The following is an 18,402-nucleotide window of genomic DNA, read 5'->3' as shown; positions in this document are numbered from 1 at the left end:
GTGATGGAGCGGAGAAAAGGGAACGCCTCTATTCAGATGCCTAAATAGAGGCGCCCCATCGATTAAACTTTAAAGCGGCTTAGAATAGCTTCTTGCTGGTGGACATTCTCAAATTGATCTGTCATCGCAGTATTCGCGCCATCAGCGGCTTCGGAAACCTGTTCGCTAAGGTCTTTAATCTTAACTGTATTAGCGTTGATCTCTTCCGCTACTAGGCTTTGCTCTTCAGCAGCCGCAGCAATCTGCATGTTCATGTCAGAGATTTGCGCAATAGATTGGCGGATACGTTCTAACGCATCGTTTGCTGACTGCGCACGATCTACAGCGAGCGTTGCACTGTCTTTACTTTGTGCCATTGCTGCCGATACCGAATGTGCACCAGATTGAAGTTGCTCGATCATGTTGCGAATCTCTGTCGTCGACTCTTGCGTGCGCTGTGCTAGCGTTCTAACTTCATCCGCTACCACGGCAAAACCGCGTCCAGATTCGCCAGCACGTGCTGCCTCAATCGCAGCGTTTAGCGCTAGCAGGTTAGTTTGATCGGCAATGTCGTTGATGACCTTAAGAATCGTTTCAATGTTGTCAGTGGCTGTTTCTAAGCCCTGAACTTCAATGACTGCTTCATCAATACTAATTGATAGGTTAGTAATGGCGCTTGTGGTATCCAGCACGACTTCTGAGCCTTCTTGAGTTGCATTGTCCGCTGCTTGCGCTGCGCTTGCTGCACCTTGTGCGTTATTAGCTACCTCTGATGATGTACTTGCCATCTCGTTCATTGCGGTAGCGAGTTGCTCTAACTCTTGAAGCTGAGTATTCATCGCTATTGCCGAGTGCTTCGCACCTTCAGTAGTTTGCTGTGTCAACGCCAAAATCTTAGTAGAGATTTGCTTCGATTGAATAATCTGTTGCTGTAGATTCCCAGTAAAGGTATTAAAGCCTTTAGCCAACTCAGCAAACTCTTCATCGGTATTGATATCAAGACGATGAGTCAGGTCACCATTACCATTGGCCACATCTTGAATGGCCGTATTAAGGTCATTGAGTGGACGCATTAGGAAGCGAATCAGTACGGTTAGCGCGATAACACTGACGATCAGACCAATGACCGTAAATAGAATGGATTGATTACGCATGCTACTGATTGCTGAAAACGCAATGCTTTTATCAATGATTGCGCCTACGTACCAGTTCTCTTCAGGTACTTGCACTAGATTGACTTGGTAGTCTTGGCCTTTGATAGAAAGCTGCTGAGCGCCAGATTTTAGCTGAATACCTGGAACAAACTTAGTCACCGGTTGACCGTTGAAGCTGCTATCAGGGTGAGCAATGGTCATACCTTTGTCAGTTACAACAAACAAATACCCTGCACCAAATAAATCGGTTTGATTCACGAGATCAGCCAAGGTTGTTAAAGTCACATCAAAGACAACGCTACCAATAAAGCGACCGGAGTCGTCGTTAAGTGCAGAACCGAGTGAAATGATCACGTTTTTCGTTGATGAATCAACATAGGGGTCAGTAATAATTGTGCCGTTGGTTTGTTTTGCTTCTTGATACCAAGGGCGTGTACGCGAGTCATAGCTGCTATCTGGTACCCATCCGTCGTTGCTGATTAGCGAACCATCAGCTTGATAACCGACACCAACGGCTTGAAAACTACTTTTCAGTGTTGGAGTGGCGATGACGCTGGTGATGAATTCGCGATTTTCAGGATTGATTTCTAGAGATTCAGTCACAGAACTGGCGATATCACGCTTGGCGTTTAAGTCATAGGTGATGGTGTTTTTAATGCCCGTAGTCAGCTCATGGATGCTGCTATCAATGTGATCTTGAAGCTCGCTGCGTACAGTAATCAACTGAGTGATACCCAAGGTTGAGACGGTAACGAGCAGTAATGCCGCTGAAGCGGATACGATTTTGTGGCTAAATTTCATACTACGTCCTAGATTCGCTAAAACTATTGATCTATTGGTTGGCTGACATTGAATGTATACAAGGTGCTATGAAATGGATTTATTATTAAGAACACTGTTTTGTATAACTAGGTATTGTATCGGTATCAGAGAGGGATTCTTTAGCATTTTGAGTAGCTAATTTTACTGGTCAGATAACTCTTGAAGCATTGCTCAATAAGGGCTGCGCTTATTCGATGTAGCTTAACGATAAATGTAGGAAATCCCTCACTAATTTCATTGCCTCTGACTGATTTCGTTGGTTATAGTCAGACGTTAGGAAGACGACAAGGAATTAAAATGAAGACTATTGGCCTGCTTGGCGGAATGAGCTGGGAATCGACAGCAAACTACTACAAAGCAATCAATGAAGGCGTAAAGGCTGCGAAAGGCGGGTTCCACTCCGCAAAGATTGCGCTTTTCAGTGTTGATTTTGCAGAGATAGAAACTATGCAGCGAAATGGCGATTGGCACGCTGCGACGGAGCATTTGAGTCAGGCTGCCCTTTCTGTTCAGGCGGCAGGTGCTGATGCACTGCTTATTTGTACCAATACGATGCACAAAGTGGCGCCAGAAATAGAGCAGAGATTGTCAATTCCGATTATTCATATTGCCGACGCTACTGCAAAAAAACTAGTCAAAGATGGCGTAACCAAAGTCGGCTTACTTGGCACCGCCTTCACCATGGAACAGGACTTTTATAAAGGTCGTTTAGAGCAGCAATTTGGTATTGATGTCTTGGTTCCAAATAATGAGCAACGTAAGTGTGTCCACGATGTGATTTATCAAGAGCTCGTCAAAGGGGAGGTGCGTGAAGCCTCCAAGCAAGAGTATCTACAAATTGTTGGCGATCTGGCGGCGAACGGTGCCCAAGCGATTATTCTTGGCTGCACGGAAATTGCTATGTTAATTCAGCAGACGGATACTGTTGTCCCTCTGTACGACACAACTCAAATTCATAGCGATGCTGCTGTTAGCTTTGCTATTGATGATGAGCAATAATTTATAAAATCCATTCATCTCTCACTCTTTATATAAGTGACGCCTTAGTGATCGACCATAGTGCGATCTAAGTCGAGAAACTCAAAAATACGGAAGGCGTGTCACAAAATAAGCGGCTATAAATAAGACTCTTATTAAGTAGTTGCGAGTATGTGACATGTTTATTATGTCCCGGTTTAAGGTAGTTTGGCCATTAGCCTTTATACTGGTACTGATCTGTCATGCTTCTTTTGCTTTTGATAATGAGCCTCCCCAAAGTCTTAACGTCTATGATGTCGCTTCTGAGGTGAGTGAGCCGTTCTCATCCAATCGTTTAATTGTCACCAACTCCAAAGCATGGAAACCATACTCATTTATTGATGAATCGGGAAAACCTGCCGGCATTTTGGTTGATTTTTGGGAAGCTTATGGCGAAGCCAATGGCGTTGAAATCGAGTTTCAATTAGTGGATTGGCAAGAATCTCTTGAGCGGGTAAAACACAACCAAGCGGACATTCATGCAGGGCTGCTTTGGTCTGAGTCGAGAGCGAAGTATCTGGCGTATGGACGAACTTTGTTTGCGATAGACACTCAACTTTACTTCCACCAATCCTTGCAAACATTTGATGCGAATGCGTTTTTGCAAGGTAACCATAGACACAGTGTTGGAGTGGTTTCTGGTGGCTATGAAGCCGACTATATACAAACTCACTTCCCAAAGGTTTCGCTGACGTTTTTTGCTAATAATGCACTCATGATTGAAGCTGCACTTGGTAATAGAATCCGAGCATTCGTCGCTGATCAGCAAGTCGCCAATTATTATCTTACCACCTCCCGTGCTAGTGGGCAGTTTATAGGCGTTAAACACCTCTATTCAGGAGAGCTTTATTACGCTACGTCAATTTCGCGTGCTCAAGCTCTGGGTAGTGTGATTGCCGATTTCAACAATGTTACCGCACAGGAACGCAACCAAATATTAAGTCGTTGGATGCACATTACGACGGTCTATCCTGACTATTTACCTAAGTTGGTTATCGGTGTTGTTGGTGCGTTAGTCATCCTCTACTTAGTCGTATTCAACCTCGCAGTAAAGCGGCGCACAGCTGAACTGGCTAGAACCAATCAAAAGCTTAAACACCTATCAGAAACAGATGCGCTAACTGGACTCTGGAATCGCCGGTACTTCCTAGAGAAGCTCAAGCTCTACGGACAGGCAAACTGGAATTTGACCGTCATGATTGTCGATATCGACAACTTCAAGTCCATCAATGATACCTACGGGCACATCAAGGGGGATCTGGTGATTAAAAGTGTGGCGGAAAAACTCAATGGCTTGACGACCTCAACTCAAACCGTAGCCAGAATTGGTGGGGAGGAGTTTGCAGTTGCTTTTGTTAAAATGGCGAAAGGTGCTTCCGAGCAGCTTGCAGAAAACATTTGCCGCGCGGCGAGGGAGGTCGCTCTTGAGGAAATTGATTATCACATGGTGACGGTAAGTGTGGGTTGTGTCATCTATCAAAATGCGAGTGACTTTGAGACTCTGTATGAAGCCGATAAACTCATGTATGCTGCTAAAAAACAAGGCAAGAACCAAGCCGTAATCGAATATCTGCCTTCAAGTATTCAGATCATCCAGTCGGCGAAATAATCACTTTAGGCCACCCTAGAGAGAGACCGTAGCTCACTATGTTGGGGGAGGGTGTACAACACAGCATGCAGGCCGATGAACAATAAAACCAATCTCAATCTTCTCTACACATTGCAAGTACTGCTCTCAGAGCGTCATGTCAGCCGAGCTGCATTACGATTGAACCTAACACAGTCGGCAGTTAGCCGTCAGTTGAGCCAACTTCGTGAGATCTACCTAGATCCACTACTTGTGCGTGATGGTAGCCACTACGTTCTCACTCCACGCGCCATAAAGCTCAGCAATGAGGTTGAACCTCTTCTCGACAATATTCAGCGGGTGCTCGGAAATGACGAGTTTGATCCCAAGCGCTACCAACAAACACTGACGTTTTCATCCTCCGATTATGTAGCTCAGTACATCTTCCCAGAATTGGTTGGGCGCATTGGAAAAAGCGCGCCATTAATGGACTTTTCTTATCGTCTTTGGGAGCCTAATTTACTGCAACGTCTCGGAGATACAGACGTTCAGCTAGCTTCAACTATGCTGCCGGAAGCGCCAAGCGGTTTGAGCTCCCGAAAAATTGGTGAAGACATACCTGTGATTGTGACTCGCCAGCATCATCCACTGACAAGTCGTAAGGCACTGAGCTTTTCCGATTTGGAAGCCTATCCTCACATTCGTATTTCAGCGGGGGGTGATAAAGACAGCTTTCTTGATTCAGCGATGAAAGAGAAAAGCCTGGAACGGAGAATTTTAGTATCGACTCCATTTTTTAGTTCAGCTTTTGCGATGCTTTCACAAAGTGATGGACTGCTTACGTTGCCAGAGCATATTGCTGTAAACCTCGCTAAGCAACTTGGGCTACGCATCTTTGAACTGCCATTCACTCCGCTTAAACACCTCTACTGGCTAATTTGGCACCCAAAGTATGACCAAGATCCGGCGCACACTTGGCTACGTGAACAAGTGCTAGCGCATATGCGTACCTCAATGTATTCGGTTCGAGAGTGAGGGTTATGATCTTAAATCATGATGATAATGATAAATCGTGATTTCAAATCATTAACGGTGAGTGGTAGATTGATGCTCAACGGAGGATACAATCTATGAGCTTCACTATTTGGTTATCACTTTTTGCTATTTGTCTGTTAGGAGCCATGTCACCAGGCCCGAGCTTGGCTATTGTCGCTAAACACAGCCTGGCCGGAGGCAGACAACATGGTCTTGCCACTGCATGGGCACATGCGTTTGGAATTGGCGTTTACGCGCTCGTTACCGTTCTTGGTCTCTCAGTATTATTGCATCAGTTCCCTTTGGTATTTAAAGGGATTTCTCTATTAGGTGCATTGTATCTCGCATGGTTAGGCTATAACGCACTGCGCTCAAAAGGAGGCATTGTTGAGCGTTTAGAATCGGGTAAGCAAGTATCGGTAATGACAGCTGCAAAAGAAGGGCTGTTTATATCTTTATTGAGTCCTAAAATAGCCTTGTTCTTTACTGCACTGTTCAGCCAATTTGTTGCCATAGGTAGTGAGTTATCTGACAAAGCGATCATCGTTTTCACCCCTTTGGTCGTTGATGGTTTGTGGTACACCCTGATCACTTTCATGCTGTCATCACCTCGTTTACTGAACAAGCTGAAATCTAAGGCGAAGCTGATTGACCAGTTATCAGGATTAGTGCTTATTCTATTGGCAGTTCGCGTTGTGACGACCTTGTAATTGCTCAATTAAACTTGTGAATCACCGTTTACCTTCATAGACTTAGATTGCCTTACTACTCTTTGGAGAACGATGTGAAACAAGTCATTGTCCTTTTTTCAATTGCAGCTTTATTGCAAGGCTGCAATGAATACACCAGCGAACCACGCCCACAGGTCTTTACGCTCGACAATATCGATAGACTGGTAGTAGAAGATATTCTGATCCCAGAAAAGCTGGATCCAAGAGACAAAGAGTATCGATATAAGTCTGGCTCGGCAGATTTGAACAATGATGGCCGTGATGAGCTATTGGTTCTGATGCAAGATCCCTATTTTTGTGGCTCTGGAGGATGCACAGCTTACTTGTTTGATGATAGTGGAGCGATCCTTCATCGTTTAACAGTAACTGCGGTGCCCATACTGCTCTCCAATCGCGTCAACGAAGGTTGGAAGGACTTTTACGTATGGAGTAATGGTGCATTGAGAGCACTAATTCACGATGGCAACAGCTATCCCACTAACCCCTCTGTGGCACCTGTTTATGATCGTCAACTTGAGTTGAGTGCTGCCAAGCAGCGTGTTGAAGTTCAACAGGTCTTCGTGCAAGATGGCTACGATCTCAAACAGGTTGTCGACGTGCCGATTTTTTTTCCTGCTCACAGTTATCATTTTACTTTCAAACATCATGGTGATACCGCCCATTTGTATCACGCTAACGTCGATATGGTGACAGGGGAGATGCATATTGAGGCCAAACCCTCTTCTCAAGTTATTGAGTGAGTTTTCAAACTGATATTTCTCAATTATGAGAAGCACATTCTAATGAATTCCTATATTAGCTGTCCTAGTCTGTAAGAAATAACATCGCTAAAGGACTAGCTTAATGATTCTTTCCACTCTCCATCGTCATTTTTTTACACTCGGAATTGGGTTGTTAATATTGGTCAACGGGTCTGTGGCGTCCGCATCGGACAAAGCAAGAACAGTACACCTATATAATTGGGAAGCGTTTTTGTCTGAAGAAGTGATTCAGAATATAGAAACCGAACATCATTTACATATTGAGGAAACCTATTTCTCCGATGAGTCGGTGCGTGATGAGCTGCTGCTGAGTAAGCGCCGTAACTCTATTGATCTTGTTGTCATCGAAAGTGTTCGCCTAAATATGTTAGCTGACCAAGGCGCGATGCAACCGCTCACGGAGATAAGAACACAGCTGAAGCCGCGTTTTGACAATCGCTGGTTTGAGCAGTGTGGCGATTACGGTATTCCTTATGCTTGGGGAACCAGTGGGTTACTGTATCGCAAGTCAGCTTTCGAAAAACCTATAGATTCATGGCAACAGCTGATTGAGCCTCAAGAACAGCTGCGTGGACGTGTGTCCATGTATTATCACCCCGTCGATCTAATTGGCGCAGCATTGCTCGCTGTTAATAAAGATCCGTTTACCGATGATATCGATGACTTAAAGCTTGCCTATCAAGCACTAAAGAAACAGCGAGCTTATTTGAACTCGACCGAATATGTGTTAGATGCGATTGATGATCCCAGTTTACTCGACAAAACAGATTTGGCATTTGGTTTTTCCGGTGATGACTATGTTTTAAATGAGTTCAATACTGATCCAGATGGAGAATGGCAATATGTTGTGCCCAAAGAAGGCACGTTTGTTTGGGTGGAATGTTTGGCTGTACCGTCAGGCATTATCACTAAACCACAAACCAAGCAGGCAATAGACTATTTAACTAGGCCAGATGTCGCGGCGAAAAACGCGCAAGATTCTTGGTTTTCTACACCGAACTCGAACGTCAAACGTTATCTTGATCAGGATTACTTAAGTGACCCTGTGATCAATCCATCTCCTGAGCTTATTGAGAAAAGCTACACCCACAGAGAGATTAGTGACCATGCCTTATCCGTCAGACAACGAATTGTGAAGGAACTTAAGTAACGATGAAGTTAGTTCAACGCTTACATTTTGCTTTGACTCCAGTGGTCGGTGCGTTGGTTATATCGGCAGGGATCATTGTTTACCTTTGGCAAGTGAATGAACATCGGGCACTCGAGCGCGACCTTTGGCTAAATCGCCTATCCAGTGCTTTGATTGCGGCTGAGTATGAAAGCCGTGCGATCGGATTTCTCAGTGGTGAGCTTGCTGCATCAGAACAATTTGTTCGACATCTACAAGATACGGGTGATTACAGTGTAAGAAATTTTTTGGATGCGCATATTGCTTATCTAATGTCTGAGAAACGCACTGAGCAGATGGGCACCGTGCATCTATTTGTTATCGATGACCTGTTTACGATTACTGCTGCGAGTAGCGCGAGCGATCCTTTTTCAGCTCGTGAGTTACCGAGTGACATTTATCAAGTGGTGTTTGATACCCATGTATTAGTGACGCTTGGAGAGCCATTTACTCGAAAGAGAGAAGTGTATATTGCTGCTAATGGTGAGTTGAGGGCAACGGTCATCAGCGCGCATGATCCCGTTCACGCTCCGGGTGATAAACGTTCCCTAACACGAAAAAATCGGAGCTTGTTGGTGATTGATGCGCCAATGCTTCAAATCAACAAATTGATTGAGACTGCGAGCCATCTTCCTGATGTGTCGTTGTCGTTTGGTTCGATCAAGGATTATGAGTCAGAGGTTTCTCACACTCATATTGAAAACGCGTTTATTGATGGCGAGGTATGTCAAGTCAGTGCTTTTGGCATCTCACTGGAACTGACTATTCTAGATAGCTATTACAGTCCATTTAAGCGTGAGCTATTGGCTCAGGCGCTAGGCTACGTTGCGGTGATTATAGTGACTTTGCTGTCGATTGTGCATATTGTGGTAAGGCTGAACGTTACTGGTCCAATACAAAGCTTGCTTGCAGACATTCAACGTGGAGGTCTAGAGCTTAGGTATTTTAAACGCTCCAAAGAGAACAGTGAGGTTGCGGTGTTGCGTAACGCCTACATTGATAGCTTGACCAAAGTAAAGTTCGAAGCTGAGTTTGATAATCTTACTAAGCTTGCCAATCGTAAATCCTTTATTGAATATGTTGATCAACGCGTGGCGAGCTACGCCAACGACAGCAGTTATTTAGTTGCTTGGGACATTGTTAATTTTAGACGCATCAATGACATCCATGGCCAAGACTACGCTGATCAGCTTTTGGTTCGTCTTAGCGAACAACTGCTCTTACTGACCAATCACAATCAGAACAAGCTGGGGGTAGGTTGCAGTGATTATTCAATGAGTCGCTATGGGTCAAACACTTTCTGTGCGGTATTAACATCCTCCAATTTAGACAATACTAAAGCGCTGGCTACTTTATTCAGAGCACGCTTTTTCCAAGCCTTTCAGTCTTCAGGCTTTGCCTCTCACATTGAAGTTGCAATGGCGTTGATTCCGCTAACCAACAATCAGCATGTGCAGATGTGGCAAAAAGGCGTAGAAGAGGCGCTGAGCAAAGCAAAACAGATCACTAACGGTTTACCCATCAGTGTGTTTGACGATGATCTACTTAGTGAGTTGAGCAGAAAAGCAGACATTGAGAAACAACTACTCAGTTGCATTAAAGATGGTGCATTTGAGCTTAATTATATGCCCTTAGTTGACTCGAACACCCTAGAAGTTGAGAGTATTGAATGCTTAATTCGCTGTCCTGTTTTGCGAGACAAAGGGGTTGGTCCCGATGAGTTTATTCCTATCGCAGAACAAGCAAATGTAATCATTGAGATAGATAAATGGGTATTAGACAATGCTCTGTTTGAATTAGTTAAAATGACCAAAGAGTGCGGCTACACTGGTTGTATATCGATTAATGTGTCCGCTTTAGAGTTATATAACGACAGTTTTATTGAACACTTGTGCAGCGTTTGCAGCAGCCATGGTGTCGAATACCACAGAGTTATATTAGAGATCACCGAGACCAGCTATGTGAAGAGTACACAGGAGACGATTACAATGATCCGCTCGCTACGTGATTTAGGCTTTAGGATCTCTGTTGATGATTTTGGCACAGGTTTTACTTCCATCAATCAATTGCTTCACTATCCAGTGGATGAACTCAAAATTGATAAGACTTTTGTCGACCTAATTCTTTTGCAAAGCGATGAAAAGAAAATGCTCAAGTCTATTATTGCGTTAGGGCACAGCTGTGGTGCCAAAGTGGTGGGAGAAGGGGTGGAGACCCAACTGCAGAAAGAGTATCTGAACTCATTAGGGTGTGACTACTTACAAGGTTTTTATATAAGCAAGCCATTGACATACACAGGCTTTTGTAACTTCTATAACAGGCTAAGCTCCAACTCAAGGAGTGAAAATGTAACTGAGTTAACCGTTCGTAGTGATGGTTGATCAAGCAGTCCAGATGACGACTAAAAGCGGTCTGCCTGCTCCGCATCATAGCGGTGAGGCAAAGGTATTCACAGCGTCAGATCAAGTCTGTTTCTAACGGTCTTCTTGATAGCTGTGTTAAACGTTCTAATAGGTGGTCATTTTCCAAATCGGGGTCATAGATCACACTGACATCCAATACTAATGTCATATCAGACAAATCAACGGGTTGAGAGAGCGCATTCTTTAATTCTCTAAGGTGGTTATTACCGCTAGATTTATTACTTTTTCTGTGCAGAATAATAAATTGGGCGCCACTATAGCGGTAAACACGGTAGTCTGAATCAAAGATAGACATGATTCGTCTGGCGGTCGCTTTAATGATGATGTCGCCGTAATCAATACCATAGCGCTGATTGACCTCAAGTACATTATGCACACGGATTGACAGCAATTCGTAGCTTTTCCACGAAGAGTGGTGTTTAATGTCTTCGTTTAGCGACGCTCTATTGAGCGTGCCTGTTAGCGCATCGTTACGCTGAATTTTCTTTCGTAGGCTTGCATCAAGCCAAAACACGTATGAAATAAACGTCACCAGCACCACGAGTGTGATAGAGCTCGTTTTTTGCAATGTCAGTAATTTGTCTAATTCGCTGCGATACTGCTCGGCAATCGGGTTTTCTATTCGAAACTTATCATTGATAAAACGGATGATTTGGTCGAAATTTAATTGAATCCTTTTTAGTAAAGGTAGCCTCAAGTCTGGTAGTTTTGCGGTAAGTTGAAGCGATTTTTCTAAATTTTTGAACTTATTAAAATGCTGTTCAAAAAAAGACCGATAGTTGGCTTGAGCAATAAATCGGGAGGATTCTTTGCTATTCAAAATAATATCAAACCGGCTCCACGTTAGATCGTACGCCAGGTTTACCTTAGCGTTGTCATAGGGAGTGATGCTGACTTGAGTAATGAGATTCGAATACTCTTTTACCAATTGTAGAACAAACCAGGTTGCTTCATTTTTGCGATCCGATAGATCAGCATTAATGCTGTTAATGCGGTCGATAGTGAATAGGTTGACCATGAGTACCAGCGACGTAAGTAAGACAAGAGTAAGCTTGGCAACATTTATGGGTATTTTGTTAATGATTGACTTGAGCATCATGATGAATCTCCGAAACGCATTAGTATCTTACTTCTTTAAGTTGCCAAATCATCTTTGCGTGGTAATCGGTATTGTTAATCTCTGGGTAGTCGGTTAAAGGGAAGATAAGCCAGAATGGTCCTTTATCTCGTACGGGCATTATTTGGCCATTCTTTCTGTTGGCGATAATAGGTTGGTAGTTTTTGATATCCTCAATCGCAACTTCAATTTGGTAATCATTTAAAGCTACCAAGGTAATCGATTCAGGTATTGGAGTCTTCATGTGATTGAAAATATCTGCCACTTGAACACCAGAAAATGTCGTCACTCCTTCTATCCATGGTAACTCCGTGGCGATCTCTGTTTGTGGGAGCTCTGAAAAGTCTTGGTCCGACAGTGTGTTAATAGTGATACCATTGCTGACAAAGCTAAGTTGAGCAGCATTAACTGTGAATATGAATGAAGCCAGAAGAAGTGTGATCCATCGAGTCATGAGTATATTTCCCCTTGTAATTGACTATAAGAAAAGTCTAGGATCGCGTTTTGTCGCGTCAAGGGAAAACGCGTCGAAAATTAGCAATGAAAAAGCCGAGTCCCATGGGGACTCGGCTAAACTTATGTTTAACGGTTGACGCTAAAACGACTATTTATTTGAGAACTGTTTTCGCGGTGCTCACGACATTTTCGGTAGTGAAGCCAAACATCTTAAAGAGTTCACCTGCAGGCGCAGACTCACCAAAGGTAGTCATACCAACGATCTTGCCACCAAAGCCAACGTACTTGTACCAGAAATCGGCAATACCCGCTTCAATTGCAACACGTGCAGTCACGCTCGAAGGCAGTACAGACTCACGGTATGTTTCGTCTTGCTTGTCGAACAAATCCGTTGCTGGCATAGAGACCACGCGTACTTTCTTGCCTTCTGCAGAAAGCTCAGCTGCCGCGTTAACCGCTAGCTCAACCTCAGAACCTGTTGCGATAAGAATTAGCTCAGGGGTCCCTTCACAATCTTTCAGCACGTAAGCACCTTTTGCGATGTCAGCCACTTGCTGTGCGTCACGCTCTTGTTGCGCTAGGTTTTGGCGAGAGAAAATAAGCGACGTAGGACCGTCTTTACGCTCAATTGCAAATTTCCATGCTACTGCTGACTCAACTTGGTCACATGGACGCCATGTGCTCATGTTTGGCGTTAGGCGAAGTGATGCGATTTGCTCAACAGGTTGGTGCGTTGGACCATCTTCACCCAGACCGATAGAGTCGTGAGTGTAAACCTGGATGTTTTGCACTTTCATTAGCGCTGCCATACGCATTGCATTACGCGCATATTCCATGAACATTAGGAAGGTTGCACCGTAAGGTACAAAGCCACCGTGCAACGCAATACCGTTCATGATAGCCGTCATACCGAACTCACGAACACCATAGTGGATGTAGTTACCAGATGCGTCTTCAGCAGTGAGAGACTTAGAACCAGACCACATGGTTAGGTTAGACGGAGCAAGGTCAGCAGAGCCACCAAGGAACTCTGGCAGCATTGCGCCAAACGCTTCTAGTGCGTTTTGAGACGCTTTACGAGATGCAATGTTCGCAGGGTTTGCTTGAAGGTCAGCAATGATTTGTGTTGCTTTTTCGTCCCACTCAGCGGGTAGTTCGCCATTTACACGGCGTTTGAATTCAGATGCCAACTCTGGGTAGGCTGCTTCATACGCTGCAAATTTCTCGTTCCACGCAGCTTCTTTAGTTGCGCCCGCTTCTTTCGCATCCCACTGCGCATAGATGTCCGTTGGAATTTCAAAAGGACCGTACTCCCAGCCAAGCTCTTTACGTGTTGCTGCAATTTCGTCAGCGCCTAGCGGTGCACCGTGACAGTCGTGTGAACCTGATTTGTTTGGTGAACCAAAACCGATGATGGTTTTTGTACAGATAAGAGTGGGGCGTGGATCTGCTTTAGCAGCTTCAATCGCTGCATTGATAGCATCAGAATCGTGACCATCTACTGCTGGAATAACATGCCAGCCGTATGCTTCAAAACGTTTAGGTGTATCGTCTGAGAACCAACCTTCCACTTCACCATCGATAGAGATGCCGTTGTCATCCCAGAACGCGATGAGCTTGCCAAGGCCTAGTGTACCGGCAAGAGAACATGCTTCGTGAGAGATCCCTTCCATCAAACAGCCATCACCCATGAATGCATAGGTATAGTGGTCGACGATGTCGTGGCCGTCTTTGTTGAACTGAGCCGCTAGTGTTTTCTCCGCCAGCGCCATACCTACAGCGTTTGTGATGCCTTGACCAAGAGGGCCGGTCGTTGTTTCGATACCAGGTGCGTAACCGTATTCTGGGTGACCCGGTGTTTTCGAGTGCAGCTGACGGAAGTTCTTTAGCTCTTCGATCGGTAGTGCATAGCCTGTCAGATGAAGCAACGAGTAGATCAGCATAGAACCATGGCCGTTTGAAAGCACGAAACGGTCGCGGTCAGCCCACTCTGGGTTTGATGGGTTATGGTTTAGGTGTGAACGCCAAAGTACTTCAGCGATGTCAGCCATGCCCATAGGCGCGCCAGGGTGACCAGAGTTAGCTTGTTGAACGCCGTCCATGCTTAGAGCACGGATAGCATTAGCGAGATGTTTACGATCCATAATACATTCCGAAAAAAATTGATTATAAAGAGAGAAAATTGAAGAGGGGAACGCAAACGTTCCCCTCTAGAAAATGATGTGGATTAAAGCTTAGCTTCAATCATCGCCTCAAGTTTACCTTGGTCGATAGCGAAGTTACGGATGCCTTCTGCTAGCTTCTCTACCGCCATTGGGTCTTGGTTGTGCTCCCATAGGAACTCAGCGTGAGTCATTGCAGCAGGACGCTCTTTTGAGCCTTTAGAGTCGACAAGCTTCTCTACTACTTCGCCTTGTGCTTCTTCTAGCTCAGCAAGCAGTTGTGGGCTGATAGTTAGACGGTCACAACCAGCAAGCTCTAGGATTTCACCTGTGTTACGGAAGCTCGCACCCATTACTACAGTGTTGTAGCCATGGTCTTTGTAGTAGTTGTAGATACCCGCTACAGAGATCACGCCTGGATCTTCTGATGCTTCGAAGTCACGACCTTCTTTCGCTTTATACCAGTCCATGATGCGGCCAACGAAAGGAGAGATAAGGAAAACGCCAGCTTCAGCACATGCACGAGCTTGAGCAAATGAGAATAGAAGCGTTAGGTTACAGTTGATGCCTTCTTTTTCCAAGATCTCTGCAGCGCGGATGCCTTCCCAAGTAGAAGCCAGCTTGATAAGGATGCGGTCGTTTGCGATACCTGCATCGTTGTACATTTTCATTAGCTGACGTGCTTTCGCTACGCTGCCTTCCATATCGTAAGAAAGACGAGCATCAACTTCCGTTGAGATACGACCTGGGATAGTTTTAAGAATTTCTTTACCGATGTTAACCGCTAGCATGTCGCAAGTGTCTTGTACTTGCTGTGCTTTGTTGTCGCTTTGAGATTTCGCGTACTCGATAGCTTGGTCGATAAGAGGTGCGTATTCTTCAATCTGCGCCGCTTTTAAAATCAGAGAAGGGTTTGTCGTTGCGTCTTGTGGTTGGTACTTGCGAATCGCTTCGATATCGCCAGTGTCTGCAACAACAGTAGTTAGTTTGCGAAGTTGCTCTAATTTATTGCTCATCGGTTCGTTCCTATTCTAGAGGGCAGAGAATTTGAGACTTAGCCTCGAAATACAAATGTTAAACAGCGGTTCAAAGATTCACTTAATCCCCAACACCGCTAAAAGACTGCTTGGTCACGAGGGTCTACAATTGCCTGAACATTTGCATCACTCGTGAGTAAATGTTGAAGTCATATTTACGCTATGCACGATTAAAGTCAACCAAATACTAGTACAAAATTTGTTATTACTAGGGTTATTTTCGGTTTTTGCAGGTTCGCACAAATTTGTGGAGCAAAGATAATAAACGTAAGGGCTCTGGCTTAGTGTGAGTGGCGAAAAAATCCGCTGAGAAATTGTAATGAAGGTGAGCGAATGATATGGTGTCAATATGTCTGAGCATATGATTGAGCCATGAGCCAATGCTCATTTTTATAAAATCCTTGTGGTGTATGCATCGATGAAGAATGACAACAACGAAACCAGCAATGACTTACTGACCGAAATTGCGGTGGCCTACTATCAAGACGGGGCGACACAAGAGGAGATATCGAAGAAGTTTGGTGTTTCTCGTGCAAAGATTGGCCGTTTACTTAAACAGGCTAGGGATGAAGGTATCGTTGAAATCACGGTTAAGTATCACCCGGTCTACAGTGCCAAGATTGAACAGCGACTCATTGAACGTTTTGGTGTTAAACGCGCACTGATTGCACTAGACCAACCGGATGAAGAGTCACAGCGCATGCAGGTGGGTGGCTTGGTATCTAACTATTTGGCTCAAACTCTTCGAGGTGGCACGGTTGTCACGGTAGGGCAAGGCCGAAATGTGTCGGCAGTTGCTCATCATATGGGGGTTATCGCGCCTCGTGATTGCAAATTTGTTTGTGGTATCGGTGGTATCCACCCGAGAGGAGGACGCTTCAACGCAGACCATATCTGTCGTCAATTAGCAAAAAAGTATGGCGGTAGTTCCGAGACGCTTTATGCGCCCGCTTATGCCGAAAACCGCGATCAGAAAATGGCCTTCATGCAGAACGCTACCGTCAAGCAGACACTGGACTTAGCGCGCAAAGCGGATGTCGCTGTGGTCGGTGTCGGTGACATGAGCGAAAATAGTTACATGGTGGATTTGGGCTGGTTTACGACGGACGAAGTGGTTCAGTCTCGTTTGAATCAGGGCGTTGTTGGTGATTTCGCTGGCTATGATTTTTTCGATATTCAAGGAAGAGCGGCCAACACTGTAATGAGTGACCGCGTAATCGGATTGGGGCTTGAAGAGTTTCGCCGGATTTCAGAAGTGATCGCGATTGCGTCTGAAAACAGTAAGCCAATGGCACTGCTTGGTGCGTTACGCACAGGTGTCGTCGATGTTGTTGCAACAAGCGTAAGCAACGCACTGACAGTGCTTAACCTTGACGAACAGATGCTAAGTCTGCCAGACAGCCCTCAACAGGATTAGGAAAACTCCGTCTCTTTAATGACATCAAGCAGAAATGAATATCGCGCGGCTAGCCGTTTACGTTTCTTCTGCACAAAGTATAGGGGCTCACTCACGAGCTCCGCTGTCTGCCAGACATCCACCTTATCTTTATACTCTGAATATTCGATAGCGACCTTGGGCAATACGGTGACGCCAATTCCCATTGCGACAGGTTGCAAGATCTGACTGTGCTGATTGATATAGCTAACTTTTCGAAAGTCTTGCCATTCGGCACCTTCTAATTCTGCAAGTCCACTTTGATCAATTAACTTTTGCAAATAGTACTGAGCATCAGGGTGGTCGATAACACCTAACTGCTCTAATGCCTCTCGTGGGCTGAATTTCGAGACTGAAGACTTTGAACCAATCAGACACAATTCCAGTTCTCCTAAGTGCTCTGCGGAGAGATCAGGGTGCTGTGGTACGGCAGTAACAATGCCAGAGTCTATGCTGCCGTTGGCGACACTTTCTATGACGCGTCGATTAGGAGCGGCTTCGATGTTCACTCTCAAGCTTGGGTATTGAGTCTGAAGATGAAGAAGTTTTGGATAAAGCGCCGTGCTTATCGCACCAGAAGCTGAAAAGCTGAGACTCCCTGATTCAGGATCATCGTATTTGAGCTTTTCAAATAGTGAAACCTCTCGCTTAGCTAAATCACACGCATAGTCGTACACCAGCCGGCCTTGCTCGGTTAGCTCAAAGGTTTTCCCTTCCCGAGTGATTAACTCGGCTTTGAGACTAGTTTCAAGCTTTTTGATGTGCTGGCTAACACCTGGTTGAGTCATAAATAGCTTTTCGGCCGTTTGGGTAAAGTGACCAATCTCTACTAGAGTTTTAAACGTGTTAAGCCAAGTTGTGTTAATCATACACTCTACATTTGATAACAAATCCTTATTGCTTGAAGAGTATATGATAAATAACGACGAATCCATCAGAAGTATCTTATTCTCAGCGAGAGAGGGACACCACTCATGACGTCACCCAATACCAACCACACTTATCCACGTACTTTTAGTCACATTGGAATATCGGTTCCCGATTTGGAAGCTGCCGTGAAGTTTTATACCGAGGTTTTGGGCTGGTACTTAATTATGCCCCCAACCGATGTCAACGAAGACGACTCTGCCATAGGCGTCATGTGTACCGATGTATTTGGCGAAGGGTGGAACCATTTTCGCATTGCACATATGTCGACGGGCGATCGCATAGGCGTCGAACTGTTTCAATTTGATAACCAGGAAAACCCAGAAGATAACTTTGAGTACTGGAAAACGGGTATTTTCCACTTCTGTGTACAAGACCCGGATGTGGAAGGGCTCGCTGAGAAAATTGTCGCTGCAGGTGGCAAGCGCCGCATGAAGGAGCCGCGCTATTACTATCCGGGGGAAAAACCGTATCGCATGATCTATATGGAAGACCCGTTTGGTAATATCCTTGAAATCTATTCGCACAGTTACGAGCTGCACTATTCGAGTGGTGCTTACACGGGCTGATTGAGCATCAACATTTGGTGTGTTTAGTGAACAAAAGCGCCG

15 protein-coding genes are annotated in these 18,402 nt (G+C 44.9%); 9 read left to right on the top strand and 6 right to left on the bottom strand.

The window, feature by feature from the left end:
* Window positions 1-62 precede the first annotated feature (62 nt).
* Window positions 63-1,934 (bottom strand): methyl-accepting chemotaxis protein, encoded by a 1,872-nt coding sequence (locus PG915_RS16525; protein WP_353499523.1) that lies wholly within the window; start codon window positions 1,932-1,934, stop codon window positions 63-65.
* Window positions 1,935-2,252: 318 nt separating this feature from the next.
* On the opposite strand from PG915_RS16525, the gene PG915_RS16520 reads away from it, so the two are divergent.
* The 7 genes from PG915_RS16520 (at window position 2,253) to PG915_RS16490 (ending at window position 10,615) form a co-directional block, all read left to right on the top strand.
* Window positions 2,253-2,954, top strand: a complete 702-nt coding sequence (locus PG915_RS16520; RefSeq protein WP_353499522.1) for an aspartate/glutamate racemase family protein — start codon at window positions 2,253-2,255, stop codon at window positions 2,952-2,954.
* Window positions 2,955-3,111: 157 nt separating this feature from the next.
* The gene (locus PG915_RS16515; RefSeq protein WP_353499521.1) at window positions 3,112-4,581 is read left to right on the top strand and encodes a transporter substrate-binding domain-containing diguanylate cyclase; all 1,470 of its coding nucleotides are present in this window, start codon (window positions 3,112-3,114) and stop codon (window positions 4,579-4,581) included.
* 75 nt (window positions 4,582-4,656) lie between these two features.
* Entirely contained in the window at window positions 4,657-5,574 is a 918-nt protein-coding gene (locus PG915_RS16510) for a LysR family transcriptional regulator (protein ID WP_353499520.1), read from the top strand.
* A gap of 95 nt (window positions 5,575-5,669) precedes the next feature.
* Window positions 5,670-6,284: a LysE family translocator gene (locus tag PG915_RS16505; protein ID WP_353499519.1), complete on the top strand. Its 615-nt coding sequence runs from the start codon at window positions 5,670-5,672 to the stop codon at window positions 6,282-6,284.
* 74 nt (window positions 6,285-6,358) lie between these two features.
* Window positions 6,359-7,045 (top strand): hypothetical protein, encoded by a 687-nt coding sequence (locus tag PG915_RS16500; RefSeq protein ID WP_353499518.1) that lies wholly within the window; start codon window positions 6,359-6,361, stop codon window positions 7,043-7,045.
* Window positions 7,046-7,277: 232 nt separating this feature from the next.
* Window positions 7,278-8,216, top strand: a complete 939-nt coding sequence (locus PG915_RS16495) for an ABC transporter substrate-binding protein (RefSeq protein ID WP_353499517.1) — start codon at window positions 7,278-7,280, stop codon at window positions 8,214-8,216.
* A gap of 2 nt (window positions 8,217-8,218) precedes the next feature.
* Window positions 8,219-10,615 carry a GGDEF domain-containing phosphodiesterase gene (locus PG915_RS16490; protein ID WP_353499516.1) on the top strand — a complete coding sequence of 799 codons (2,397 nt, stop codon included), beginning with the start codon at window positions 8,219-8,221 and terminating at the stop codon, window positions 10,613-10,615.
* A 76-nt stretch (window positions 10,616-10,691) separates the two neighbouring features.
* On the opposite strand, the gene PG915_RS16485 is transcribed toward PG915_RS16490, so the two are convergent.
* The 4 genes from PG915_RS16485 to tal all read right to left on the bottom strand — a co-directional run bounded on the left by PG915_RS16485 (window position 10,692) and on the right by tal (window position 15,408).
* Window positions 10,692-11,756 carry a diguanylate cyclase domain-containing protein gene (locus PG915_RS16485; RefSeq protein ID WP_353499515.1) on the bottom strand — a complete coding sequence of 355 codons (1,065 nt, stop codon included), beginning with the start codon at window positions 11,754-11,756 and terminating at the stop codon, window positions 10,692-10,694.
* A 19-nt stretch (window positions 11,757-11,775) separates the two neighbouring features.
* Entirely contained in the window at window positions 11,776-12,228 is a 453-nt protein-coding gene (locus tag PG915_RS16480) for a hypothetical protein (RefSeq protein ID WP_353499514.1), read from the bottom strand.
* Window positions 12,229-12,382: 154 nt separating this feature from the next.
* The gene (tkt, locus tag PG915_RS16475; protein WP_353499513.1) at window positions 12,383-14,374 is read right to left on the bottom strand and encodes a transketolase; all 1,992 of its coding nucleotides are present in this window, start codon (window positions 14,372-14,374) and stop codon (window positions 12,383-12,385) included.
* A gap of 83 nt (window positions 14,375-14,457) precedes the next feature.
* The gene (gene tal, locus PG915_RS16470; protein WP_353499512.1) at window positions 14,458-15,408 is read right to left on the bottom strand and encodes a transaldolase; all 951 of its coding nucleotides are present in this window, start codon (window positions 15,406-15,408) and stop codon (window positions 14,458-14,460) included.
* 439 nt (window positions 15,409-15,847) lie between these two features.
* Between tal and PG915_RS16465 the strand changes: the two genes are divergently transcribed.
* Window positions 15,848-16,846: a sugar-binding transcriptional regulator gene (locus PG915_RS16465; RefSeq protein WP_353499511.1), complete on the top strand. Its 999-nt coding sequence runs from the start codon at window positions 15,848-15,850 to the stop codon at window positions 16,844-16,846.
* On the opposite strand, the gene PG915_RS16460 is transcribed toward PG915_RS16465, so the two are convergent.
* Window positions 16,843-17,733 carry a LysR family transcriptional regulator gene (locus tag PG915_RS16460; protein ID WP_353499510.1) on the bottom strand — a complete coding sequence of 297 codons (891 nt, stop codon included), beginning with the start codon at window positions 17,731-17,733 and terminating at the stop codon, window positions 16,843-16,845. The two genes, PG915_RS16465 and PG915_RS16460, sit on opposite strands and share 4 nt — an antisense overlap.
* A 105-nt stretch (window positions 17,734-17,838) precedes the next feature.
* Between PG915_RS16460 and PG915_RS16455 the strand changes: the two genes are divergently transcribed.
* Entirely contained in the window at window positions 17,839-18,360 is a 522-nt protein-coding gene (locus tag PG915_RS16455; RefSeq protein ID WP_353499509.1) for a lactoylglutathione lyase family protein, read from the top strand.
* The last annotated feature ends 42 nt before the right edge of the window (window positions 18,361-18,402 follow it).

Source organism: Vibrio sp. CB1-14, from assembly GCF_040412085.2.
In the GTDB taxonomy this organism is placed as follows: domain Bacteria; phylum Pseudomonadota; class Gammaproteobacteria; order Enterobacterales; family Vibrionaceae; genus Vibrio; species Vibrio chaetopteri.
Note: the sequence above shows the minus strand (reverse complement) of the source record. Positions and strands in the feature narration are given on the sequence as shown.